Annotated in this window: 17 protein-coding genes; 16 read left to right on the top strand and 1 reads right to left on the bottom strand. The window is 73.5% G+C overall.

Features of this window, described 5'->3' with window-relative positions:
- Window positions 1-207 precede the first annotated feature (207 nt).
- The 16 genes from JE024_RS05720 to JE024_RS05645 all read left to right on the top strand — a co-directional run bounded on the left by JE024_RS05720 (window position 208) and on the right by JE024_RS05645 (window position 21,888).
- Window positions 208-1,389 (top strand): ROK family transcriptional regulator, encoded by a 1,182-nt coding sequence (locus tag JE024_RS05720; RefSeq protein WP_205372540.1) that lies wholly within the window; start codon window positions 208-210, stop codon window positions 1,387-1,389.
- Window positions 1,390-1,760: 371 nt separating this feature from the next.
- Entirely contained in the window at window positions 1,761-3,284 is a 1,524-nt protein-coding gene (locus JE024_RS05715) for a sugar ABC transporter ATP-binding protein (protein WP_205372539.1), read from the top strand.
- Window positions 3,281-4,312 carry an ABC transporter permease gene (locus tag JE024_RS05710; RefSeq protein ID WP_205372538.1) on the top strand — a complete coding sequence of 344 codons (1,032 nt, stop codon included), beginning with the start codon at window positions 3,281-3,283 and terminating at the stop codon, window positions 4,310-4,312. The genes JE024_RS05715 and JE024_RS05710 overlap by 4 nt, the downstream gene beginning before the upstream one ends.
- An 88-nt stretch (window positions 4,313-4,400) precedes the next feature.
- Window positions 4,401-5,450, top strand: a complete 1,050-nt coding sequence (locus JE024_RS05705) for a substrate-binding domain-containing protein (protein WP_205372537.1) — start codon at window positions 4,401-4,403, stop codon at window positions 5,448-5,450.
- 106 nt (window positions 5,451-5,556) lie between these two features.
- Window positions 5,557-6,783, top strand: a complete 1,227-nt coding sequence (locus JE024_RS05700) for a Gfo/Idh/MocA family protein (protein ID WP_205372536.1) — start codon at window positions 5,557-5,559, stop codon at window positions 6,781-6,783.
- 12 nt (window positions 6,784-6,795) lie between these two features.
- A complete protein-coding gene (locus JE024_RS05695) occupies window positions 6,796-7,803 on the top strand; it encodes a sugar phosphate isomerase/epimerase family protein (protein WP_205372535.1) in 1,008 nt (335 codons plus the stop codon).
- 351 nt (window positions 7,804-8,154) lie between these two features.
- A complete protein-coding gene (locus tag JE024_RS05690; RefSeq protein ID WP_205372534.1) occupies window positions 8,155-11,844 on the top strand; it encodes a ThuA domain-containing protein in 3,690 nt (1,229 codons plus the stop codon).
- A gap of 143 nt (window positions 11,845-11,987) precedes the next feature.
- Window positions 11,988-13,169, top strand: a complete 1,182-nt coding sequence (locus JE024_RS05685) for an inositol-3-phosphate synthase (protein WP_205372533.1) — start codon at window positions 11,988-11,990, stop codon at window positions 13,167-13,169.
- A 296-nt stretch (window positions 13,170-13,465) separates the two neighbouring features.
- Window positions 13,466-14,719, top strand: coding sequence for an SCO3242 family prenyltransferase (locus JE024_RS05680; protein WP_205372532.1), 1,254 nt, complete (start codon window positions 13,466-13,468; stop codon window positions 14,717-14,719).
- Window positions 14,716-15,591, top strand: coding sequence for a sugar phosphate isomerase/epimerase family protein (locus JE024_RS05675; RefSeq protein ID WP_205372531.1), 876 nt, complete (start codon window positions 14,716-14,718; stop codon window positions 15,589-15,591). Before JE024_RS05680 ends, JE024_RS05675 begins: the two co-directional genes overlap by 4 nt.
- A complete protein-coding gene (locus tag JE024_RS05670) occupies window positions 15,588-16,271 on the top strand; it encodes an EboA domain-containing protein (RefSeq protein WP_205372530.1) in 684 nt (227 codons plus the stop codon). Before JE024_RS05675 ends, JE024_RS05670 begins: the two co-directional genes overlap by 4 nt.
- On the top strand, window positions 16,271-17,122 hold the full coding sequence (locus JE024_RS05665) for a TatD family hydrolase (RefSeq protein ID WP_205372529.1): 852 nt from the start codon (window positions 16,271-16,273) through the stop codon (window positions 17,120-17,122). Before JE024_RS05670 ends, JE024_RS05665 begins: the two co-directional genes overlap by 1 nt.
- A gap of 10 nt (window positions 17,123-17,132) precedes the next feature.
- Window positions 17,133-18,305 (top strand): metabolite traffic protein EboE, encoded by a 1,173-nt coding sequence (eboE, locus tag JE024_RS05660; protein ID WP_205372528.1) that lies wholly within the window; start codon window positions 17,133-17,135, stop codon window positions 18,303-18,305.
- Complete coding sequence (locus JE024_RS05655; RefSeq protein WP_205372527.1) at window positions 18,302-19,756, top strand: alkaline phosphatase family protein; 1,455 nt, start codon at window positions 18,302-18,304, stop codon at window positions 19,754-19,756. Before eboE ends, JE024_RS05655 begins: the two co-directional genes overlap by 4 nt.
- Window positions 19,757-19,825: 69 nt before the next feature.
- Window positions 19,826-21,001, top strand: a complete 1,176-nt coding sequence (locus JE024_RS05650; protein ID WP_205372526.1) for a sugar phosphate isomerase/epimerase family protein — start codon at window positions 19,826-19,828, stop codon at window positions 20,999-21,001.
- A gap of 224 nt (window positions 21,002-21,225) precedes the next feature.
- On the top strand, window positions 21,226-21,888 hold the full coding sequence (locus tag JE024_RS05645) for an HAD family acid phosphatase (protein WP_205372525.1): 663 nt from the start codon (window positions 21,226-21,228) through the stop codon (window positions 21,886-21,888).
- A gap of 264 nt (window positions 21,889-22,152) precedes the next feature.
- Here JE024_RS05645 and JE024_RS05640 read toward each other — a convergent pair whose 3' ends face one another.
- A complete protein-coding gene (locus tag JE024_RS05640) occupies window positions 22,153-23,463 on the bottom strand; it encodes a DUF2254 domain-containing protein (RefSeq protein WP_205372524.1) in 1,311 nt (436 codons plus the stop codon).
- Window positions 23,464-23,488 lie beyond the last annotated feature (25 nt).

Here is a 23,488-nt window from a genome sequence, read left to right as displayed (position 1 = left end):
AGAAAGTTGAGCCGGAACTGTGCGCAAGTTCTTCCCCGTTGGGCAAAGCGCTGCTACGTTCCCCCTCGAAAGCAGACGGACAAGGCCGAGGTTCCCCGCGCCGAGGGCTGAGGCGAGAGGCCGCCTTCCGTCCGGACCGGGCCGTGGTGCGAACCACGCCGGGCCCGGCGGGCCGGCCCCAGGGGAGGGGAGGGGTACGTGAGACGCATGACGGCTCGACCCGCGAACGCGCATCAGGCGCGGCTGCTCAGGCTGCTGCGCGACGGCGGACCCAACTCCCGTGCCCAGCTCGGCGATCAGGTCGACCTCTCCCGCTCCAAGCTGGCCGTGGAGGTGGACCGGCTCCTGGAGACGGGCCTGGTGGTCGCCGACGGCCTCGCCGCCTCCCGCGGCGGGCGCCGCTCGCACAACATCCGGCTCGCCCCGGCCCTGCGCTTCCTCGGCGTCGACATCGGCGCCACCTCCATCGACGTGGCGGTGACCAACGCCGAACTGGAGGTGCTCGGGCACCTCAACCACCCGATGGACGTCCGGGAGGGACCGGTCGCGGTCTTCGAGCAGGTCCTGTCGATGGCCGGCAAGCTCAGGGCCTCCGGTCTCGCCGAGGGGTTCGACGGCGCGGGCATCGGCGTGCCGGGGCCCGTCCGCTTCCCCGAGGGCGTCCCGGTGGCACCGCCGATCATGCCCGGCTGGGACGGCTTCCCCGTGCGGGAGGCGCTCAGCCAGGACCTCGGCTGCCCGGTGATGGTCGACAACGACGTGAACCTGATGGCCATGGGGGAGCAGCACGCGGGCGTCGCACGCTCGGTGGGCGACTTCCTCTGCGTCAAGATCGGCACCGGCATCGGCTGCGGCATCGTCGTCGGCGGGGAGGTCCACCGCGGTACGACGGGCAGCGCCGGAGACATCGGGCACATCCAGGTCGACCCGGACGGGCGGGCCTGCGCCTGCGGCAACCGGGGCTGCCTGGAGGCCCACTTCAGCGGTGCCGCGCTGGCGCGCGACGCCGAGGACGCCGCGCGCGGCGGCCGCTCGCCCGAGCTGGCCGCCCGGCTGGAGGCGGCCGGTTCGCTGACCGCCGCCGACGTCTCCGCCGCCGCCGCGGCGGGCGACGCCGCGTCGCTCGACCTGATCCGGGAGGGCGGTGACCGGGTCGGCCAGGTCATCGCCGGCCTGGTGAGCTTCTTCAACCCCGGTCTCGTCGTCATCGGGGGCGGGGTGACGGGACTGGGCCACACGCTGCTCGCGAGCGTGCGCACCCAGGTCTACCGGCGCTCGCTGCCGCTGGCGACCGGCAACCTGCCCATCGTCCTGGGCGAGCTGGGCCCCACCGCCGGAGTCATCGGCGCGGCCCGGCTCATCAGCGACCACCTGTTCTCGCCGGCCTGATCCCGGGCCGGCCGGCACCCCCGCCCGGGGTGCCAGGCGCCACCCGCACCACCCGCACCGCCCGTACGCGCACGTCCCTCCCGTACGAGGGACGCACGGCACCACCGCACTGGTCGACGCGCGGCGAGCCCCCGCCCGCCGCGCCGTCCCGCAACGCTCCCGCCGCACCGCGGTGAGCGTGTCCCGGCACACCCCCGCACCCGTGGCCCCGCTCCGCCCTCCGGTCCGCCCCTGCTTCCGTTTCCCGTTCCGTTTCCCGTTCCGCTTCTTGTCCCGCACCCCGATTTCCGCCCCGCACCCGTACCCGGTCCGGCGTCCGCGGACCGTCCGCCCTGCCCGCTCACCGGCCGCACCCGCCGAGGGGATTCGTCATGGCACCAGAACCACCCCTGCTCACCATGTCCGGCATCACCAAGTCGTTCCCGGGCGTCCGCGCCCTCGACGGCGTGGACCTGGAGGTCCAGGCCGGAGAAGTCCACTGCCTCCTCGGCCAGAACGGCGCCGGCAAGTCCACCCTGATCAAGGTCCTGGCCGGTGCCCACCAGCCGGACGGCGGGGAGATCACCTGGCGCGGCGAGCCCGTGTCGCTGGGCTCCCCGATCGCCGCGATGCGGCTGGGCATCGCCACCATCTACCAGGAACTCGACCTGGTCGAAGGGCTGTCGGTCGCCGAGAACGTCTTCCTCGGCCATGAACCCGTCTCCGCGGGCTTCGTGGTCCGCCAGTCGACCGCCCGCACCGCCGCCGCCCAGCTGCTGAAACGCCTCGGCCACCCCGAGATCGACCCCGCGCGCCACGTCGGCGAACTCTCCGCCGCCCAGCAGCAGATCGTCTCGATGGCCCGCGCGCTCTCCCACGAGGTGCGCCTGATCGTGATGGACGAGCCGTCCGCCGCGCTCGACCCGGACGAGGTCGACAATCTCTTCCGGATCGTCGGCGACCTGACGGCCGACGGCGTCGCCGTCGTCTACATCTCGCACCGCCTGGAGGAGATCCGCCGCATCGGCGACCGGGTCACCGTCCTCAAGGACGGCCGGGCGGTCGCCGGCAATCTGCCCGCGAAGTCCACCCCGACCTCCGACGTGGTCGCCCTGATGACCGGCCGCAACGTCGAGTACGTCTTCCCCGAGCGCCCCGACCCCACCGCCCGCGCCGCGGCCGAACCGGTGCTGCGGGTCGAAGGGCTCGCCAGGAAGGGCGAGTTCGCGCCCGTCGACCTGGAACTGCGGCCCGGCGAGATCGTCGGCCTCGCCGGACTGGTCGGCTCCGGGCGCAGCGAGATCCTGGAGACGGTCTACGGCGCCCGCCGCCCCACCGCCGGCCGGGTCCTCGTCGACGGCGTCCCGCTGCGGCCCGGCAGCGTCCGCGCCGCCGTCCGCGCCGGCATCGGCCTCGCGCCCGAGGAACGCAAGGCGCAGGGCCTGCTGATGCTGGAGTCGGTCACCCGCAACGTCTCCGTCTCCACCCTCTCCCGCTTCTCCCGCGGCGGCTGGCTCGACCACGGCAAGGAGCGCGAGGCCGCCCGGCGGGCCACCCGCGAACTGTCGCTGCGGCCCGACAACCCCGACGCCAGGATCCGCACCCTCTCGGGCGGCAACCAGCAGAAGGCGGTGCTCGCCCGCTGGCTGCTGCGCGGCTGCAAGGTGCTGCTCCTCGACGAGCCGACCCGCGGCGTCGACGTCGGCGCCCGCGCCGAGCTGTACGCCGTGATCCGGCGGCTGGCCGACGACGGCCTCGCGGTCCTCCTCGTCTCCAGCGAGGTGCCCGAGGTGCTGGGGCTCGCCGACCGTGTGCTGGTGCTGCGCGAAGGCAGCGTCGTGCACACCGCGGACGCCCGGGAGCTCGACGAACACCGCGTACTCGACCTTGTGATGGAAGGAAGCCCGACGGCATGACGCAGCCAGCCTCCCCGGCGCAGCAGGACGCGCCGGCCGCACCCGCGAAGTCCGCACCGGACAGAAGCACGGCCCTGAGGCCGCTGGGCTTCCGCCTGGACGTGCGCAACCTCTCCCTGCTCGGCGTGCTCGCCGTGCTCATCGCCGTCGGCGGCTTCACCAAGCCCGACGAGTTCCTGGCGACGAGCAACCTCCAGCTCGTGCTGACGCAGGCGTCCGTCATCGGCGTCGTGACCGTCGGCATGACCTTCGTCATCACCAGCGGCGGCATCGACCTGTCGGTCGGCGCGATCGTCGCCCTGGCCTCGGTCTGGGCCACCACCCTGGCGACCCAGGAGTTCGGCTTCGCCGGCATCCTGTTCACGGCCGTGGTCGTCGGCCTCGGCTGCGGGCTGGTCAACGGGCTGCTGATCGCCTACGGCGGGATGGTGCCCTTCATCGCCACGCTCGCGATGCTTGCCTCCGCCCGCGGCCTGGCCCTCCAGATCACCGACGGCAAGACCCAGATGGTCACCGTGGACTCGGTCCTCGACCTCGGCATCCGGGACGCCTACATCCTCGGCATCCCGCCGCTGGTCCTGGTCTTCGCCGCGGTCACCCTGGTGGGCTGGCTGATCCTCAACCGCACCACCTTCGGACGCCGCACGGTGGCCGTCGGCGGCAACGCGGAGGCGGCCCGCCTCGCCGGCATCGACGTACGGCGCCAGCGCCTGTACCTCTACCTGCTGTCCGGACTGTGCTGCGGCATCGCCGCGTTCATGCTGATCGTGCTGGCCGGCTCCGGCCAGAACACCAACGGCAACCTCTACGAACTCGACGCCATCGCCGCCGCCATCATCGGCGGGACGCTGCTCAGCGGCGGACGCGGCACCATCGTCGGCTCCGTCCTCGGTGTGCTGGTCTTCACGACCATCACCAACATCTTCGCCCTGAACAACCTGGAGAGCGCCGTCCAGCAGATCGCCAAGGGCGCGATCATCGTCGCCGCCGTCCTGGTCCAGCACCGCACCCTGCGCGGCGCCGACTGACCGGCGGCGCATCCCGGCCCCCCAGCACGTCCAGCACGTCCAGCACGTCCAGCACCCATTCCCTCCTTCGACAGGGGTTGATCCCGCCATGCCACAGATCCCCGCACCCAGCCGCAGAGGTCTGCTCTTCGGAACCGCAGCGGTCTCCGCCGGAGCCCTGCTCACCGCCTGCACCAGCAACGAGCCGAAGAAGAGCGACGACGCGGCGGCCGACAACGCCCCCGTCGCCGACGACAAGCCCGGCAAGGCCGTCACCATCGGCTTCGCCGGCCCCCAGGCCGACCACGGCTGGCTGAACGCCATCAACCAGAACGCCAAGTCCCGTGCGGAGAAGTACTCCGACGTCACCCTGGAGATCACCGAGGGCTCCAACGACACGGCGGCCCAGATCGGCCAGGTGCAGACCCTCATCAACAAGAAGGTCGACGTCCTGGTGATCCTGCCCGCCGACGGCAAGGCGCTCACCCAGGTCGGACTCCAGGCCATGAAGGCGGGCATCCCCGTCGTCAACCTGGACCGCATCTTCGCCAGCCCGCAGGCGTACCGCTGCTGGATCGGCGGCGACAACTACGGCATGGGCCTCAACGCCGGCAACTACATCGGCGAGCAGCTCAAGGACAAGCCGGACGCCAAGGTCATCGAGCTGGCCGGCCTGGACAACCTGGAGCTCACCAAGCAGCGCACCCAGGGCTTCGACGACGCGCTGAAGAACTTCCCCAACATCCGCAAGGTCGCCCGCCAGGCCGCCGACTTCACCGTCGAGTCCGGCCAGGCCAAGATGGCCCAGCTCCTCCAGGCGCAGTCCCAGTTCGACGCGCTGTGGAACCACGACGACGACCAGGGCGTCGGCGCGCTGCGCGCCATCGCCCAGGCGGGCCGCGACGACTTCCTGATGGTCGGCGGCGCGGGCGCCAAGTCCGCCATGGACGCGATCAAGGCCGGTGACAGCGTCCTCAAGGCCACCGTCCTCTACCCGCCGACCATGGCCGCCTCCGCCATCGACCTGGCCCGCGCACTCGGCCAGGGCAAGGGCGTCAGCGGGATGGCGGAGCTGGAGATCCCGGCCTCCCTGACCCTGTACTCCGCCGTCGTCACCAAGGACAACGTCGACGAGTACCTGCCCACCGGCTTCAACTGACGGTCGGCGAAGGCCCGTACGGGCGGGGCCCCGCGGCGCAGCGGCCGCGGGGCCCGCCCGGGACCGGGCCCGGCCGCCACCGTGCACACCGACGAGGAGGAACCGAATGGAACGGACGGACAGCGACGCGGCGCCCCCGCCGCTGGGCGTGGGCATGATCGGCTATGCGTTCATGGGCGCCGCGCATTCACAGGGGTGGCGCACCGCGGCACGGGTGTTCGACCTGCCGCTGCGGCCGGTGCTCGCCGCCGTGGCCGGCCGCGACGCCGCCGCCGTGCGCGCGGCGGCCGACAAGCACGGCTGGGCCGCGGCGGAGACCGACTGGCGCGCCCTGGTGGCCCGCGACGATGTGCAGCTCGTCGACATCTGCACACCGGGCGACAGCCACGCCGAGATCGCCGTCGCGGCACTCGACGCGGGCAAGCACGTCCTGTGCGAGAAGCCGCTCGCCAACTCGGTCGCCGAGGCCGAGGCCATGGCGGCCGCGGCCGAGCGGGCCCGCGAACGCGGCCAGCTCGCCATGGTCGGCTTCAACTACCGGCGCGTGCCCGCCATCTCCTACGCCCGGCGGCTGATCGCCGAGGGCCGCGTCGGCGCGCTGCGGCATGTGCGGGTGACCTACCTCCAGGACTGGCTCGTCGACCCCGACTTCCCGCTGACCTGGCGGCTGGAGCGGGAGCACGCGGGCTCCGGTGCGCTGGGCGACCTCGGCGCGCACATCGTGGACCTCGCGCAGTTTCTGGCGGGGGAGCCGCTGGTCGGGGTCTCCGCGCAGCTGGAGACGTTCGTCCGGGAACGGCCGCTGCTCGCGGGCGCGTCGGCGGGGCTGAGCGCCTCGGGCGGCAGCGACCGCGGGCCCGTCACCGTCGACGACGCCGCCGTCTTCACCGGCCGGCTCGCCTCCGGCGCGCTCGCCGTCTTCGAGGCCAGCCGGATGGCCCCCGGCCGCAAGAACGCGCTGCGGCTGGAGATCAACGGGGAGCGCGGCTCGATCGCCTTCGACCTGGAGCGCCTCAACGAGCTGCTCTTCCACGACCACGCCGAACCCGCGGTGACCGCCGGCTTCCGCCGGATCCTGGTCACCGAGGCCGATCACCCGTACCTGGAGGCGTGGTGGCCGCCGGGCCACGCGCTCGGCTACGAGCACACCTTCGCCCACCAGGCGCGCGACCTCGTGGTGGCCATCGCCGCCGGGACCCAGCCCGTGCCGTCCTTCGCGGACGGGCTCCAGGTCCAGCGGGTGCTCGCCGCGGTGGAGGAGAGCGCGGGGAAGAACGCCGTCTACACGCCCGTACCGGTGCTCGAACCGGTGCCGGCCCGGGCACAGGTCTGAGAAGGAGGTCCGATGCCACGCCCGTTCACACTGTTCACCGGTCAGTGGGCCGATCTGCCGCTGGAGGAGGTCTGCGCGCTCGCGCGCGACTTCGGCTACGACGGTCTGGAACTCGCCTGCTGGGGCGACCACTTCGAGGTGGACAAGGCGCTGTCCGACCCGTCCTACCTGGACGGCAGGCACGCACTGCTGGAGAAGTACGGCCTGAAGTGCTGGGCGATCTCCAACCACCTGGTAGGCCAGGCGGTCTGCGACAACCCGATCGACGAGCGCCACCAGGGCATCCTGCCCGCCCGGATCTGGGGCGACGGGGAGCCCGAGGAGGTGCGCCGCAGGGCGGCCGCGGAACTGAAGGACACCGCGCGGGCGGCGGCGGCCTTCGGCGTCGACACCGTCATCGGCTTCACCGGCTCCTCGATCTGGCATCTGGTGGCCATGTTCCCGCCGGTGCCCGAGCGCATGATCGAGCGCGGCTACGAGGACTTCGCCGAGCGGTGGAACCCGATCCTCGACGTCTTCGACACCGAGGGCGTGCGCTTCGCCCACGAGGTGCACCCCAGCGAGATCGCCTACGACTACTGGACGACGAAGCGCGCCCTGGAGGCCGTCGGGAACCGGCCCGCCTTCGGGCTCAACTTCGACCCCAGCCACTTCGTCTGGCAGGACCTCGACCCGGTGGGCTTCCTCTACGACTTCCGGGACCGGATCTACCACGTCGACTGCAAGGAGGCCCGCAAGCGCCTCGACGGGCGCAACGGGCGGCTCGGCTCCCATCTGCCCTGGGGCGACCCGCGGCGCGGCTGGGACTTCGTCTCGGCCGGCCACGGCGACGTGCCCTGGGAGGACGTGTTCCGGATGCTGAACTCCATCGGCTACCAGGGGCCCGTGTCGGTCGAGTGGGAGGACGCCGGAATGGACCGGCTCGCCGGCGCCCCGCAAGCGCTTGCCCATCTCAAGCAGTTCGACTTCGACCTGCCCAGCGCTTCCTTCGACGCCGCCTTCTCGGGCGGCGAACAGTAGAACCCGCAGGCCCGAGCCCGGTGGCCCCGGAGCCGCCGGGCCGGTCCGGCCTGCCCGGACGCGGCTTTGTCCTGCTGCGGGTAAAAGTTCAACTTCCGCACTGCACAAGGCCTTTCCGAGCAGGAGGAACCCGGCTACCGTCCCATCTCGCGTACACGAAACAGGTGGTCCAGGAGTGACGGCGCACTCCGGTTCCACGGCACCGAGCCCGGAACGGGACGCCCCAGGGCGCAGACGGACCGAGCGAGCCGCACCGGATCCCCGCGGCGAGCGCGGCACAGGGGGGACACCACACCTCCCCGGCGCTCCACGGCAACCCGCCCGTTCGACCGGCCCAACCGGAGGACATTCGTGCACAGAACAAGGCCAGGAGTCCGCAAGGCTCTCGCTCTCCTCACCGGAAGTCTCCTCGCGGCAACATCGCTCGCCCTCTCAGCGCCGACCGCGGCATCCGCCGCCGACCCCGAAGCGGCCCCGGCGGCCGCCGAGTTCCAGCAGGTGACCCTCGCCAAGGGCGGCGAGGAGACCGGCGAGCCGATGTCGCTCGCCGTGCTGCCGGACCGCAGCGTCCTGCACACCTCCCGCAGCGGCGAGCTGCGGATGACGGACGCCGCCGGCAACACCCGCGTCGTCGGCACCGTCCCGGTCTACTCGCACGACGAGGAAGGCCTCCAGGGCATCGCCCTCGACCCCGGCTTCAGCGAGAACCGGGCGATCTACCTCTACTACGCACCCCCGCTGGACACCCCCGCCGGCGACGCCCCCAACGAGGGCACACCGGAGGAGTTCGCGAAGTTCGACGGCGTCAACCGGCTGTCGCGCTTCCTCCTCCGCGAGGACGGCACCCTGGACAACGCCAGCGAGAAGAAGGTCATCGACATCCCGGCGACCCGCGGCATCTGCTGCCACGTCGGCGGCGACATCGACTTCGACGCGGACGGCAACCTCTACCTGTCGACCGGTGACGACTCCAACCCGTTCGCCTCCGACGGCTTCACCCCGATCGACGACCGGCCGGGCCGCAACCCCGCCTACGACGCCCGCCGCACCTCCGGCAACACCAACGACCTGCGCGGCAAGATCCTGCGCATCAAGGTGGCCGAGGACGGCTCCTACACCGTCCCCGAGGGCAACCTCTTCGCCCCCGGCACCGGGAAGACCCGGCCCGAGATCTACGCCATGGGCTTCCGGAACCCGTTCCGCTTCAGCGTCGACCGGAAGACCGGCATCCTCTACGTCGGCGACTACGGTCCCGACGCCGGCGCCGCCGACCCGAAGCGAGGGCCTGCCGGACAGGTCGAGTTCGCCCGGGTCACCGGGCCCGGCAACTTCGGCTGGCCGTTCTGCACGGGTGACAACGACCCCTACGTGGACTACGACTTCGCCACCAAGACCTCCGGCGCCACGTTCGACTGCGCGAACCTGAAGAACGACTCGCCGTACAACACCGGCCTGACCGACCTGCCGCCCGCGCAGGCCGCCTGGATCCCGTACGACGGCGGATCGGTGCCCGAGTTCGGCAGCGGCTCCGAGTCCCCGATGGGCGGACCGGTCTACCGCCACGACCCGGCGAACGACTCCCCGGTCGCCTTCCCCGCCGAGTACGACGGCGACTTCTTCGCCGGCGAGTTCGGCCGCCGCTGGATCAAGCGCATCGAGCAGGGCGAGGACGGGGCCGTCCAGTCGATCAACCCGGTCCCCTGGACCGGCACCCAGATCATGGACATGGCCTTCGGGCCGGACGGCGCGCTGTACGTCCTCGACTACGGCACCGCCTGGTTCGGCGGCGACGAGAACGCCGGCCTCTACCGGATCGAGAACGCCACCGGCGGACGCTCCCCGGTCGCCGAGGCCGCCGCGGACAAGACCTCGGGCACCGCGCCGCTGAAGGTCTCCTTCTCCTCCGCGGGCACCGCGGACGCGGACGGCGACGCGCTCACCTACGCGTGGGACTTCGGCGACGGCTCCACCTCCACCGCGGCGAACCCGGTCCACACCTACCGGAAGAACGGCACCTACACCGCCACCCTCACCGCGAAGGACCCGACCGGCCGCACCGGCTCCGCCAGCGTCCGGGTCGTGGTCGGCAACACCGCGCCCAAGGTGATGCTCGACCTGCCGGCGGAGGGGGCCCTGTTCTCCTTCGGCGACGAGATCCCCTTCAAGGTGACCGTCACCGACAAGGAGGACGGCGCGATCGACTGCGCCAAGGTCAAGGTGACGTACGTCCTCGGCCACGACAGCCACGGCCACCCCGTCACCTCCGCCAACGGCTGCACCGGCACCATCAAGACGTCCTCCGACGGCGGACACGACCCGAACGCGGACATCTTCGGTGTCTTCGACGCGGAGTACACCGACGGCGGAGGCGGCGGCCAGGCCGCTCTGACCACCCACGACCAGGCCAAGCTCCAGCCCCGCCACCGCCAGGCCGAGCACTTCGACGACTCCTCGGGCGTCAAGGTCCACGACAAGGCCCCGGCCAACGGCGGCCGCACCGTCGGCGACATCGACAACGGCGACTGGATCTCCTTCACGCCCTACCACCTGGGCGGCAGCAAGAAGCTCACGGCCCGGATCTCCTCCGGCGGGGCGGGCGGCTTCCTCGAAGTGCGCACCGGATCCGCGAACGGCACGCTCCTCGGCTCCGCGCCGGTGCCCGTGACCGGCGGCTGGGAGAACTTCCAGGACATCGAGGTGCCGCTGCGCTCGGTGCCGAAGAAGACCACCGAGCTGTTCCTCGTCTTCAAGGGAGGATCCGGAGCGCTGTACGACATCGACGACTTCGAACTGTCGGACACCCCCGTCGACCGCGCGGCCAAGCGGGTCCTCGTCTTCTCGAAGACGGCCGGCTTCCGCCACGACTCCATCGCCACCGGAGTCGCCGCCCTCAAGGAGCTCGGCGCGTCGAGCGGCATCACCGTCGACGCCACCGAGGCCGCCGGGCAGTTCACCACCGCCAACCTCGCCCGCTACGACGCCGTCGTCTTCCTCTCCACCACCGGCGACGTCCTCGACACCGCGCAGCAGAAGGCCTTCGAGAACTACGTGGCCGGCGGTGGCGGCTACATGGGCGTCCACGCGGCGGCGGACACCGAGTACGACTGGGAGTTCTACGGCGGCCTCGTCGGCGCCTACTTCGACTCCCACCCGCAGATCCAGTCCGCGACCGTCCGCGTCGAGGACCACGACCACCCGGCCACGGCCCACGTCGACGGCCCCTGGCAGCGCACCGACGAGTGGTACAACTACCGCACCAACCCGCGTGAGCAGGCCCGGGTCCTGGCCACCCTGGACGAGACCACCTACCAGGGCGGCTCGATGAAGGGCGACCACCCGATCGCCTGGTGCCAGACGTACGAGGGCGGACGCTCCTTCTACACCGGGGGCGGCCACACCAAGGAGTCCTACGCCGAGCCGGCGTTCCGCCAGCACCTCCTCGGCGGACTGCGCTACGCCACCGGCCAGGTCAAGGCCGACTGCAAGCCCCGCACCGGCCACCGGAGCATCTTCAACGGCGAGACGCTGGACGGCTGGAAGCAGGCCGGACCCGGGTCGTTCGACGTCGTGGACGGCGAACTGCGCTCCGTGGGCGGCATGGGCATGCTCTGGTACCAGGCCAAGGAGCTCGGGTCCTACTCCCTGAAGCTCGACTGGAAGATGGAGGGCGACGACAACTCCGGCATCTTCGTCGGCTTCCCGGCCTCCGACGACCCCTGGTCGGCCGTGAACAACGGCTACGAGATCCAGATCGACGCCACCGACGCCGCCGACCGCACCACCGGAGCCGTCTACGGCTTCAAGTCGGCGAACATCAAGGCCCGCGACCAGGTCCTGCGGCCGCCCGGCCAGTGGAACAGCTACGAGATCAAGGTCCAGGGCGAGCGGCTCCAGGTCTTCCTCAACGGTGTGAAGATCAACGACTTCACCAACACCGACCCGGCCCGCAGCCTGAAGAACGGCTACATCGGCATCCAGAACCACGGGGCCGCCGACCAGGTGTCCTTCCGGGACATCACGCTGAAGGAGCTGCCCTCGTAAGGCACGGACTCCCCTCCGGATCCGGGCACGCGACACCGCCCGGATCCGGACGGGAGGCCCCTGGGGCCGCCCCATGAGCCGGCGGCGGGCGGGGAGGCGCCGTACCCCCCGCCCGCCGTCCTCCACCCCACCGGAACACCCACATGGCAGGGAGGCAGCCCGTGAACGACGGGAACGCGACGGACACCCTCACCCAGGACGCCGTCACCCACGACCACCGGGCACGCACCGGAGTCTGGTTCGTCGGAGCCCGCGGATCGGTGGCGACGACCGCCGTCGCCGGATGCGCGGCCGTCACCGCGGGACTGCACCCGCCCACCGGCATGGTCACCGAGACACCGCCCTTCGGCGGCACCGGCCTGCCGCCGCTGGCCTCCCTCGTCTTCGGCGGCCACGACACCGCGTCCTGCCCGCTGCCCAAGCGTGCCGAACACCTCACCGGCGCGGGCGTGCTCCCCGCCGGACTGGCCTCCGCCGTCCGGTCCGAACTGGACGCCGCCGACCAGGAGATACGTTTCGGCGGACCGACCGCCGGCGACACCCGCACCGACGGAGAGCTGACCGCGCGCTTCGCCGACGACATCGAATCCTTCCGCGACCGCCACGGGCTGGCCCGCGTCGTCGTCGTCAACGTCGCCTCCACCGAACCGCTCCCCGAGCCCGGCGCCGACCGCCTGCCGCCCAGCTCCCTCTACGCCGCCGCCGCCCTCCGTGCCGGCTGCCCCTACGTCAACTTCACCCCCTCGACCGGGCTGCGCAGCCCGGCCCTCGCGGCCGCCGTCGCGGCGAGCGGCCTTCCGCACGCGGGCCGCGACGGCAAGACCGGCCAGACCCTGCTGCGGTCCGTGCTCGCCCCGATGTTCGTCCAGCGCGCCCTCGACGTCCGGGCCTGGTCCGGCAGCAACCTGCTCGGCGGCGGGGACGGCGCGGCGCTCGCCGACCCGGCGGCCGCCGCCGCGAAGAACGCCGGCAAGGAACGCGTCCTCGCCGACACCCTCGGGCACACCCCCGAGGGCGAGGTCCACATCGACGACGTCCCCGCCCTCGGCGACTGGAAGACCGCCTGGGACCACATCGCCTTCGACGGCTTCCTCGGCTCCCGGATGATCCTCCAGACCATCTGGCAGGGCTGCGACTCGGCCCTCGCCGCCCCGCTGGTCCTGGACCTCGCCCGGCTCCTCGCCCGCGCCCACGAGGCCGGCATCACGGGGCCCCTCCCCGAACTGGGCTTCTACTTCAAGGACCCCGACGGCGGCCCCGCAGGCCTGTCCGACCAGTTCACCGCGCTCCTCGCCTTCGCTACCCGCCTCCGGGAGGCCCGGTGATCCGGACCCTGCTCCTGCGCCTGGGGCGCGGGGCGTCCGCCGCGGCCTCCGCAGCCTCTTCAGCGACCGGTACTTCCGCGGTGACCGGGACCTCCGTGGTGACCGGCTACCCCACGCCGACCAGGGCCCCCGCGCCGGGCTCGGGCCCGCGGCCGGGCGCGCCGGGACCGGCCGCGCCGGGCCTCTCAGCGCCGGGCCCGGACGACGCGCTGCCGGGCGGGCCCCGTGGGGCCACCGGGCGGCAGCCGGGGGAGGCCACGACCGGGGCACGGATTCCGACGGACGCCGGTGCCGGCGTGCCGGCCGCCGACGGCGGTGCGCTCGCGGACGCCGGGCCCGGCGTCCCCGCGCCCGCCGGTGCGCAGGCCCGGTCCCACGGCCCGGACCTCCCCGCCACCCGGCGGCAGCCGGGCGCGGCGCGCGGTGCCGGAGCGGAGGTACCTCCCGCGCCCGCCCCGCAAGGGGCACGTGAACGGCTCCGCGCGTGGGCCGAACTGCTGCGCGTGTCCGCCCTGTTCAGCGTCCCCGGCGACGCCCTCGCCGGTGCCGCCGCCGTCGGTGCGCGCCCCGGCCGGGGCACGGCCCTGGCCGTCGGCGCCTCGCTGTGCCTCTACGAGGCGGGCATGGCGCTCAACGACTGGGCGGACCGCGAGGAGGACGCCGCCGAGCGCCCCCACCGCCCCGTCCCCTCCGGCCGGATCGCCCCACGGCACGCCCTGGTCGCCGCCGGGGTGCTCACCGCCGCCGGCCTCACCCTCGCCGCCCGCGCGGGGCGCCCCGCCCTGGCGGTCGCCACCGCACTCTCCGCGACGGTCTGGGCCTACGACCTCCGCCTCAAGCACACCCCCGCCGGCCCCGCGGCCATGGCCACCGCCCGCGCACTCGACCTCCTCCTCGGCGCCACGGCAACGTTGTCTGCCCAGGGCGGCGCGGGACGCTCCGGCGGCGGGGCGGGGCTCGCGGCTGCCTCGTCGGCGTCCGCGCGGGCCGGGGGTCTCCCCGTCACGTCCTCCGCCCGCCGACCGGGAGCCGCGGTCCGCGCCGGGGCAGGACCCACGGTCCCCGCCCCCAGCCCGGGGGCGGCACCCGCGAGCGCCGCCGCCCCCGCCGAGGGGCTGCTCCGCGCGCTTCGGGAAGCCCTGCCCGCCGCAGGGGTGCTCGGGGTGCACACGTACGCCGTGACCGCCGTGTCGCGGCACGAGGTGCACGGCGGGTCGACGCGCGCGCCGCTGGCCGCGCTCGCGGCGGCGGCCGCGGTCGCCGGGTTCGCGGCGCGCCACCGCGACGGCCCCGGAGGCCCGGAGGCCGGGCGGGTCGCCGGGGCGCTGCTCGCGGCCGCCTACGCACGCACCGCCGCCCGCCCGTTCCTGCACGCCGCGCTGAACCCGTCCCCGCAGCTCACCCAGCGCGCCGTCGGCGGCGGGATCCGGGCCATGATCCCGCTCCAGGCCGCCCTCGCCGCCCGGTCCGGGGCGGCCACGACCGGGCTGGCGGTGATGGGTCTCGTCCCGCTCGCCCGCCGCCTCGCACGAAAGGTGAGTCCCACATGAGCACCGCGCCCCCCTCCCCGCTCCGCTTCGGCTACGGCACCAACGGACTCACCGACCTCCGGCTGGACGACGCCCTCGGCCTCCTCGCCGACCTCGGCTACGACGGCGTCGGCCTCACCCTCGACCACATGCACCTCGACCCCCTCGCCCCGGACCTGCCGGCCCGCACCGCCCGGGTGGCCCGCCGGCTGGGCGAGCTCGGGCTCACCGCCACCGTCGAGACCGGAGCGCGCTACGTGCTCGATCCGCGCCGCAAGCACGGCCCGTCGCTGCTGGACCCCGACCCCGACGGCCGCGCCGCCCGCACCGCGCTGCTCGTGACGGCCGTGCGCACCGCCGCGGACCTCGGCGCCCACGCCGTGCACTGCTTCAGCGGCATCACCCCGCCCGGCACCGACCCGGGCACCGCCTGGAAGCGGCTGGAGGAGGCGCTGTGGCCCGTCGTCGACGCCGCCGCGGCCGCCGGCGTGCCCCTCGCCGTCGAACCGGAGCCCGGTCATCTCCTCGCCACCCTCGACGACTTCCACCATCTGCGCACGGTGATGGGCAACCCCACGCCCCTCGGCCTGACCCTCGACATCGGCCACTGCCAGTGCCTGGAGCCCGCGTCACCGGCCGACTGCGTGCGCGCCGCGGCGCCCTGGCTCCGGCACGTGCAGATCGAGGACATGCGGCGCGGAGTCCACGAGCACCTGCCGTTCGGCGACGGCGAGATCGACTTCCCGCCCGTCCTCGACGCCCTCGCCGAGAGCGGCTACCGGGGCCTGACCGTCGTCGAGCTCCCGCGCCACTCCCACGCGGGCCCCGAACTCGCCCGCCGGTCCATCGAGTTCCTCCGCGCGCCGGCACCGAAGGGAGCCCCGGACGCATGACCACCACACCTCCGCCCGGCACACCGACGGCCCCGGGCCCCGCCCCCGCTGCCCCCACCCCCGAAGCTCTCGGCGCGCACCTCGACGACACCGCCCGCGCCTGGCTCGCGGACGCCGTCGCCGAGGCGGCCGGCGCCGCCGGGGCGCCGCCGGCCGGCTCCTCCCCGTACACCGTCCGGAGCTGGGAGCTGCGGTTCGCCGCCGCCGGGCGGCACTGCGGCAGCCGCAGCGCCGACGCCGTCCGCGTCCTGCTGCTGACCGAGGCGCGGGCGGACCTGGACACCCTCACCCGCCTCTACCGCCAGGGCAGTGCCGCCGAACGCCTCGCGGTGCTCCACGCCCTGCCCCACCTCGTCCCCGGCCCCCAGGCCCTGCCCCTCGTCGACGACGCGCTGCGCACCAACGACACCCGGCTCGTCGCCGCGGCCGTCGGCCCCTACGCGGCCATCCACCTCGACCGGCACGCCTGGCGGCACGCCCTCCTCAAGTGCCTGTTCACCGAGGTGCCCGTGGACGCCGTCGCCGCCCTGGAGCGCCGCGCCCGCGGCGACGCCGACCTGGCCCGCATGCTCACCGACTACGCCGCCGAACGCACGGCAGCAGGCCGAACCGTCCCCCACGACCTGGACCGGGTGCTCGCCCTGGCCACCACGACGCCCCCGCGGTCCGAGGAGTCCTGATGCGCATCTTCGACCCCCACATCCACATGACCTCCCGCACCACCGACGACTACCAGGCCATGTACGCGGCCGGGGTCCGCGCCCTGGTGGAGCCCTCCTTCTGGCTCGGGCAGCCGCGCACCTCCCCGGCCAGCTTCTTCGACTACTTCGACGCCCTCCTCGGCTGGGAGCCCTTCCGCGCCGCCCAGTACGGCATCGCCCACCACTGCACCCTCGCGCTCAACCCCAAGGAGGCGAACGACCCCCGCTGCACCCCCGTGCTCGACGCGCTGCCCCGCTACCTGGTCAAGGACTCCGTCGTCGCCGTCGGCGAGATCGGCTACGACTCCATGACCCCCGCCGAGGACACCGCGCTGGCCGCGCAGCTCCAGCTCGCCGCCGACCACGGGCTCCCCGCCCTCGTCCACACCCCGCACCGCGACAAACTCGCCGGACTCCACCGCACCCTCGACGTGGTGCGCGAGTCCGACCTCGCCACCGAACGCGTCCTCGTCGACCACCTCAACGAGACGACGGTGAAGCACGCGGTGGACAGCGGCTGCTGGCTCGGCTTCTCCATCTACCCCGACACCAAGATGGACGAGGACCGGATGGTCGCCGTGCTCAGGACGTACGGGACGGACCGGATCCTGGTGAACTCCGCCGCGGACTGGGGCAGGAGCGACCCCCTCAAGACCCGCAAGGTCGCCGACGCGATGCTCGCCGCCGGCTTCGGCGAGGACGACGTCGACAAGGTGCTGTGGCGCAACCCCGTCGCGTTCTACGGCCTCAGCGGGCGGCTCCAGCTCGACGTCCCGCCGCCACAGGGCGCCCTGCACGAGGGGAACTCCATCCTCCGCGGCGGGGAATGAGGTCCCCCGGATGCGCTTCCGCCACCCCGACGGGTCCGTCGTCCATCTCTCCTACTGCACCAACGTCCACCCGGCCGAGACCCTCGAAGGCGTCCTCGCCCAGCTCCGCGACCACTGCGAACCGGTCCGCCGCCGCCTCGGCCGCGACCGGCTCGGCATCGGCCTGTGGCTCGCCAGGGACGCCGCCCACGCCCTGATCAACGACCCCGCCGCGCTGCGCGGACTGCGCGCGGAGCTGGAGCGCAGAGGACTGGAGGTCGTCACCCTCAACGGCTTCCCCTACGAGGGCTTCGGCGCCGAGGAGGTCAAGTACCGCGTCTACCGGCCGGACTGGACGGACCCGGAGCGCCTCGCCCACACCACCGACCTGGCCCGGCTGCTCGCCGCCCTGCTGCCCGACGACGTCACCGAGGGCAGCGTCTCCACCCTCCCGCTCGCCTGGCGCACGGACTTCGGCGCGGACCGGGCCGAGACCGCCCGCGCCGCCCTGGCCACCCTCGCCGAACGCCTCGACGCCCTCCAGGAGCTGACCGGCAGATCCATCCGGATCGCCCTGGAACCGGAGCCCGGCTGCACCGTGGAGACCACGGCCGACGCCATCGCCCCGATCACGGCCGTCGGCGCCCCGCACCGCATCGGCGTCTGCGTCGACACCTGCCATCTGGCGACCTCCTTCGAGGACCCGCGCACGGCGCTCACCGCGCTCGCCGACGCGGGCGTCTCCGTCCCGAAGGCCCAGCTCTCCGCCGCCCTGCACGCCGAGCACCCGCACCTGCCCGAGGTCCGCGAGGCCCTCGCCGCCTTCGCCGAACCCCGCTTCCTGCACCAGACCCGCACCAGCACCGCGGCCGGGCTGCGCGGCACCGACGACCTGGCCGAGGCGGTCGGCGGCGCGGCCCTGCCCGACGGGAGCCCCTGGCGCTCCCACTTCCACGTCCCCCTGCACGCCCCGCCCGCCCCGCCGCTCACCTCCACACTGCCGGTCCTCACGGAGACCCTGGCGCTGCTCGTCGGCGGGCCGGCCCCCCGCACCCGCCACCTGGAGGTCGAGACCTACACCTGGCAGGCGCTCCCGCCCGAGCTGCGGCCCCGCAACCGCACCCAGCTCGCCGACGGCATCGCCGCCGAACTCACCCTGGCCCGCGACCTGCTGACCGACCTCGGACTCAAGGAGCTGCCATGAGCCACCTCACCGACGGCACCGGCGGCACCCCCGCCGACGGCACCCGGAGCCCGACCCCGCTGCTCGTCCTGGACGTCGTCGGCCTCACCCCCCGGCTCCTCGACCACATGCCAAACCTGAGGGCCCTCGCGGACGCGGGCTCGCGCTCCCCGCTGTCGACCGTCCTGCCCGCGGTCACCTGCGCCGCCCAGTCCACCTTCCTCACCGGCACCCTCCCCGCCGAGCACGGCATCGTCGCCAACGGCTGGTACTTCAGGGAACTCGGCGACGTCCTGCTGTGGCGCCAGCACAACGGGCTGGTCTCCGGCGACAAGATCTGGGACGCCGCCCGGCGCGCCCACCCCGGCTACACCGTCGCCAACATCTGCTGGTGGTACGCGATGGGCGCCGACACCGACATCACCGTCACCCCCCGCCCCGTCTACTACGCCGACGGCCGCAAGGAGCCCGACTGCTACACCCGCCCGCCCGAGCTCCACGACGAACTCACCGCGGAGTTCGGCACGTTCCCCCTGTTCCACTTCTGGGGACCGGGCGCCGGCATCGTCTCCAGCCGGTGGATCGCCGACGCCACCCGCCACATCATGCGCACCCGCCGGCCCGACCTCACCCTGTGCTACCTGCCCCACCTCGACTACGACCTCCAGCGCTACGGCCCCGACGACCCGCGCTCGCACCGGGCCGCGGCGGAGCTGGACACCGTCATCGGCCCGCTGCTCGACGACGCCCGGCGCGAAGGGCGCACGGTCGTCGCCCTGTCCGAGTACGGCATCACCCGGGTGAGCCGCCCGGTGGACATCAACCGGGCCCTGCGGCGGGCCGGACTCCTGGAGGTCCACACCCAGGACGGCATGGAGTACCTCGACCCGATGGCGTCCCGCGCCTTCGCCGTCGCCGACCACCAGCTCGCCCATGTCTACGTGCGCAGTCCCGAGGACCTGGAGGCCACCCGCGAGGTGCTGGCCTCCCTGCCGGGCGTCGACCTGCTCCTGGACGACGAGGGCAAGAAGGCGCACGGCCTCGACCACCCGCGCTCGGGCGAACTCGTCGCCGTCGCCGACCCGGACGCCTGGTTCACCTACTACTACTGGCTCGACGACGCCCGCGCGCCCGACTTCGCGCAGCTCGTCGAGATCCACCGCAAACCCGGCTACGACCCGGTCGAGCTGTTCATGGACCCGGAAGACCCCTATGTGCGGCTGAAGGCCGCCGCGGCGATCGCCCGCAAGAAGGTCGGCATGCGCTACCGGCTCGCCGTCGTGCCGCTGGACCCCTCGCCCATCCGCGGCAGCCACGGCCGCCTCCCGGCGAGCGACGACGAAGGTCCGCTCGTCCTGTGCTCCACCCCCCACGCCGTGAACGGCCGCGTCGCGGCCACCGAAGTGAAGTCCCTGCTGCTGCGGCTGGCCGGTCTCGGACCGGCCGCGGAGCACGCCCCCGCGCGCTCCTGAACCGCCGCCCGCGGCGCTCCCCGATCCCGCCCCTCACGTCCCGCACGGCCCACACGAGAGAGAGAACACGTGACCGCGTTCAGCGACGAATCCGCCACCGGCGACTCCCTGCGCCGCTCCCTGGGCGTCAGCCGCCGCCGCTTCCTCAGCACCTGCACCGCCGTCGCCGGCGCCGCCGTCGCGGCCCCGGTCTTCGGCGCCGCGCCGGCCGTCGCCCACGGCGGCCCGCACGGCGGCCCCCACCAGGGCCACGGCCCCGGCCGCGGCTCGGTCCTGGTGCCGGCCGACAAGCGCGGCATCATCCTCTACACCGTCCGCGACGCCACGGGACGCGACCCGCTCACCACCGACCTCCCGTCCGGCTTCCGCGAGGTCTTCCGCCGGCTCTCCCGGTACGGCTACCGCCAGGTGGAGTTCGCCGGCTACCGCCAGCACGCCAACGCCCCGGGCGGCGCCGACCTGGAGACGGTGCAGGGCGCGAGACTGCTGCGCTCCTGGCTGGACGACTACGGCCTGCGCGCCCAGGGCAACCACGGCTTCATCCCCGGCTCCTGGCCGCTGAGCACCCCCGACCTCGACACCTTCAAACGGCACCTGGAGATCGCCAACATCCTCGGCATGGACCACATGGGAACCGGCGGCGACCCCACCGGCAGCTCCTACCGGGCCGACTGGGACGTGGCCGCGGACAAGTGGAACGCGCTCGGCGCCGTCGCCCGGCGCGAGGGGATCAAGCTCTACACCCACAACCACGACGCCGCCTACGGCTTCCTGCTGGACGGCGGCCCGCTCGACGCCCAGGGCCGCCCGACGCGCAGCTCCGGCATCCGCAAGCTGGAGTACTTCCTCAAGCGGACGGACCCGCGCCTGGTCTGGCTGGAGATGGACGTCTACTGGGCGCACGTCGCCCAGTACAAGTTCCGCTCCTACACCGCGCACGACGGCTCCACGGTGGAGCAGGTCTTCGACCCGGCGGGCCTGGTCGCCCGCCACAACCACCGCTACCCGCTGTTCCACGCCAAGGACGGCACCGTCAACACCCAGAACGGCCAGGGCTACGACATGGTCACCTTCGGCGAGGGCGACATCGACTACCGGACGTTCTTCCGGCGGGTGGGGGCGAAGAACTACCACAACCCGATGATCGAGCACGACGGCGCGCCCAGCGCCACGGTCCCGGGGCAGTCCCTCGAGGTGGCCCGGGCGAGCTACGACAACCTGGCCGCGCTGCGTTCCAGGAGCTGACGGAGCTGACGGAGCTGACGGAACGGCCCCGCCCGGGTGCACGACACCCGGGCGGGGCCGCCCTGTTCGGATCCGTTCGGAGAAGTCCTTGTTCGGAGAAGTCGCTACCGACCGGTAGTAAGAACGTCGTCTTCCGTCCATGATGGGGCGCGAGCATGTCAACTCGTTCGCCGGAGACCACGGCGAACGGGCCCTGAGCTGGTTCCACACCCAGGAGACCCCCCATGCATGCACGCGCCACGACCACCCGCGCCGCCGTCACCCTCGCGGCCGGACTCGCCCTCGCCGCCGGCCCGGTGGCCCAGGCCACCGCCCTCGAATCGGCGCCCGACCGGCCCACCGCCGCCACCGCCTCCGCTCCCGCCGCCTCCGCTTCCGCCGGCACGGCGAGCGTCGACTACGCGACCTGGCAGCGCGACGTCACCGCCGCCCTCACCGGGGCGCGCGCCTGGATCGAGGCCCGTTCCGCCGACGCGGGCGGCAAGAAGCAGGCGATCGTCCTCGACATCGACAACACCTCCCTGGAGACCCACTTCCACCCCTTCTGGAAGCTCCCCACCCCGGCCGTCACCGAGGTCCGCGACCTGGCCCGCTGGGCCGACTCCCGGGGCGTCGCCGTCTTCTTCGTCACCGCCCGGCCCGGCATCATCCACTCCCTCACCGACTGGAACCTGAAGAAGGCCGGCTACCCCGTCGACGGACTGTACGTACGCGACCTGCCGGACCTCTTCGAGGAGGTCAGCGCCTACAAGACGGAGAAGCGCGCCGAGATCGAGGGCAAGGGCTACACGATCATCGCCAACATCGGCAACAACACCACCGACATCGTCGGCGGCCACGCCGAGAAGGCGTACAAGCTCCCCGAGTACGACGGGCAGTTGTCGTAGCCGGGGAGGGCGGGAACGTCCGGGTGGCCGGGGCGGCCGGTGTTCCGGCCGCCCCGGCCACCCGTGGCGGGCAACCCGCACGGGCCCGTCGCGCCCGTGCCGCGTCCACGGGTCGCCCGCGCGCCCAGCTTCCGCCCGGCTGCCCCGCGCGCCGGTTGTCCGCGCGCCCAGCTTCCGCCTGGCTGCCCCGGGCGCCGGTTGTCCGCGTTCTCGGCGCCCGCCCGCGCGCTCCGCGCCCGCCGGTGGCCCGGGGGCGCGCCGCCGTCAGCCGATGCCCTGGCGGTCGGGGGTCAGTGCGAAGGCGCGGTCGGCGGCCTCCGGCACCGAGCGTTCCACGGCCAGCACCAGCAGCGCCCGCTGCCGCTCCAGCGGCGCGCGCCGTGTCTCGGGGACGATGCGCAGCAGATCGTCGAAGCCCGCCGCGAGCCGGCGCGACACCTGCGGGCTGCCGATCGCGCAGCCCCGGATCTCCGTGAAGCCGAGATCGACGAGGTCGCCCCAGCCCGGGCCCTCCTGGACCAGGCGCACCACCGCGCGGCGGTCCCGGTGGGCCACCGCGCCCAGCGGGACCGGGGCCGCGGCCGCGAGGAACTGCACGATCCGGTCGACGGCCTGCACCGCCGTCGTCGGGTCGTTCACCGCGGGCGACAGCGCCCTCAGCGCGATGTCCGAGAGCTGCCGCAGCCCGAACCCGAGGTCCTGGTGGAAGGTGCGCTCCACCCCCACCGACACCGCCGACCGCACCAGCCGCTCCCACGGCAGCCCGGCACGCCCCCCGTGCACGGCGATCAGCGGCGTGCCCGGCACCACGAAGTCCCCGATCCTCGGCACCAGCCGCAGCACCGCCCCGCGCCGCTGGGCGGTCCGCACCAGCCGGGCGACGTGGACGTCACGCAGCGTCCCCGAACGCCCCTTGTGCGCGATCCGCGCCACCTCCGGCGGCAGCGGCTCCTCGCTCGGCGCCGCCGCGCGCATCTTGCCCAGCGTCCGGAACGCCTCCCGGGTCACGTGCTCGACGACCGGCCCGACCTTCATGAGCTGGAGGGTCTGGGTCACATAGGCGATGAACAGCAGCAGACTCAGCGCCACCATCAGCAGCGTCACCGCGCTCTGCACCAGCGGCACCGACGCGACCCGCGCCGGGTCCGTCTCGCTGTCGTACGAGGAGAGCACCAGCAGCGACAGCAGGAACGTCGACAGGAACACCGCGAAGGTGAGCTTGCTGATCCGGCTGCGGATGAAGATCCGCACGACGCGCGGACTGAAGTTGCCCGCCGCCATCTGCACCGCGACCAGCGAGATGCTGAAGACGACACCGATGAACGTCATCATCGCGGACGAGATCGTGGTCACGATGACCTTGGCGTCCTCGGCCCACGAGATCAGCGTCCGCACCGTCTCGTAGTCCTGGTCCTGCTGGAGCGCGTCCAGGATCGCCGTGTCCAGCGCGTCCGCCGCGATCCAGAGCCCGAAGACCAGGACCAGCGCCAGGGTGGGCGCGAACCAGAAGGTGTCGCGCAGATGCTCACGGAGCGGGGACAGCGGGCGGGGCCGCCGGCGGTTGCGTTGACTCACCCGCCCGACGGTAGCCACTGCGCAC

The sequence above is a fragment of the Streptomyces zhihengii genome, from assembly GCF_016919245.1.
Classification (GTDB): Bacteria; Actinomycetota; Actinomycetes; order Streptomycetales; family Streptomycetaceae; genus Streptomyces; species Streptomyces zhihengii.
This window is presented reverse-complemented; position numbering and strand designations above follow the sequence as displayed.

Coding starts and splice junctions, on each gene's coding strand:
- JE024_RS05720 (WP_205372540.1), top strand. CDS start 208: ATGACGGCTCGACCCGCGAACGCGCATCAGGCGCGGCTGCTCAGGCTG.
- JE024_RS05715 (WP_205372539.1), top strand. CDS start 1,761: ATGGCACCAGAACCACCCCTGCTCACCATGTCCGGCATCACCAAGTCG.
- JE024_RS05710 (WP_205372538.1), top strand. CDS start 3,281: ATGACGCAGCCAGCCTCCCCGGCGCAGCAGGACGCGCCGGCCGCACCC.
- JE024_RS05705 (WP_205372537.1), top strand. CDS start 4,401: ATGCCACAGATCCCCGCACCCAGCCGCAGAGGTCTGCTCTTCGGAACC.
- JE024_RS05700 (WP_205372536.1), top strand. CDS start 5,557: ATGGAACGGACGGACAGCGACGCGGCGCCCCCGCCGCTGGGCGTGGGC.
- JE024_RS05695 (WP_205372535.1), top strand. CDS start 6,796: ATGCCACGCCCGTTCACACTGTTCACCGGTCAGTGGGCCGATCTGCCG.
- JE024_RS05685 (WP_205372533.1), top strand. CDS start 11,988: ATGGCAGGGAGGCAGCCCGTGAACGACGGGAACGCGACGGACACCCTC.
- JE024_RS05675 (WP_205372531.1), top strand. CDS start 14,716: ATGAGCACCGCGCCCCCCTCCCCGCTCCGCTTCGGCTACGGCACCAAC.
- JE024_RS05670 (WP_205372530.1), top strand. CDS start 15,588: ATGACCACCACACCTCCGCCCGGCACACCGACGGCCCCGGGCCCCGCC.
- JE024_RS05665 (WP_205372529.1), top strand. CDS start 16,271: ATGCGCATCTTCGACCCCCACATCCACATGACCTCCCGCACCACCGAC.
- eboE (WP_205372528.1), top strand. CDS start 17,133: ATGCGCTTCCGCCACCCCGACGGGTCCGTCGTCCATCTCTCCTACTGC.
- JE024_RS05655 (WP_205372527.1), top strand. CDS start 18,302: ATGAGCCACCTCACCGACGGCACCGGCGGCACCCCCGCCGACGGCACC.
- JE024_RS05645 (WP_205372525.1), top strand. CDS start 21,226: ATGCATGCACGCGCCACGACCACCCGCGCCGCCGTCACCCTCGCGGCC.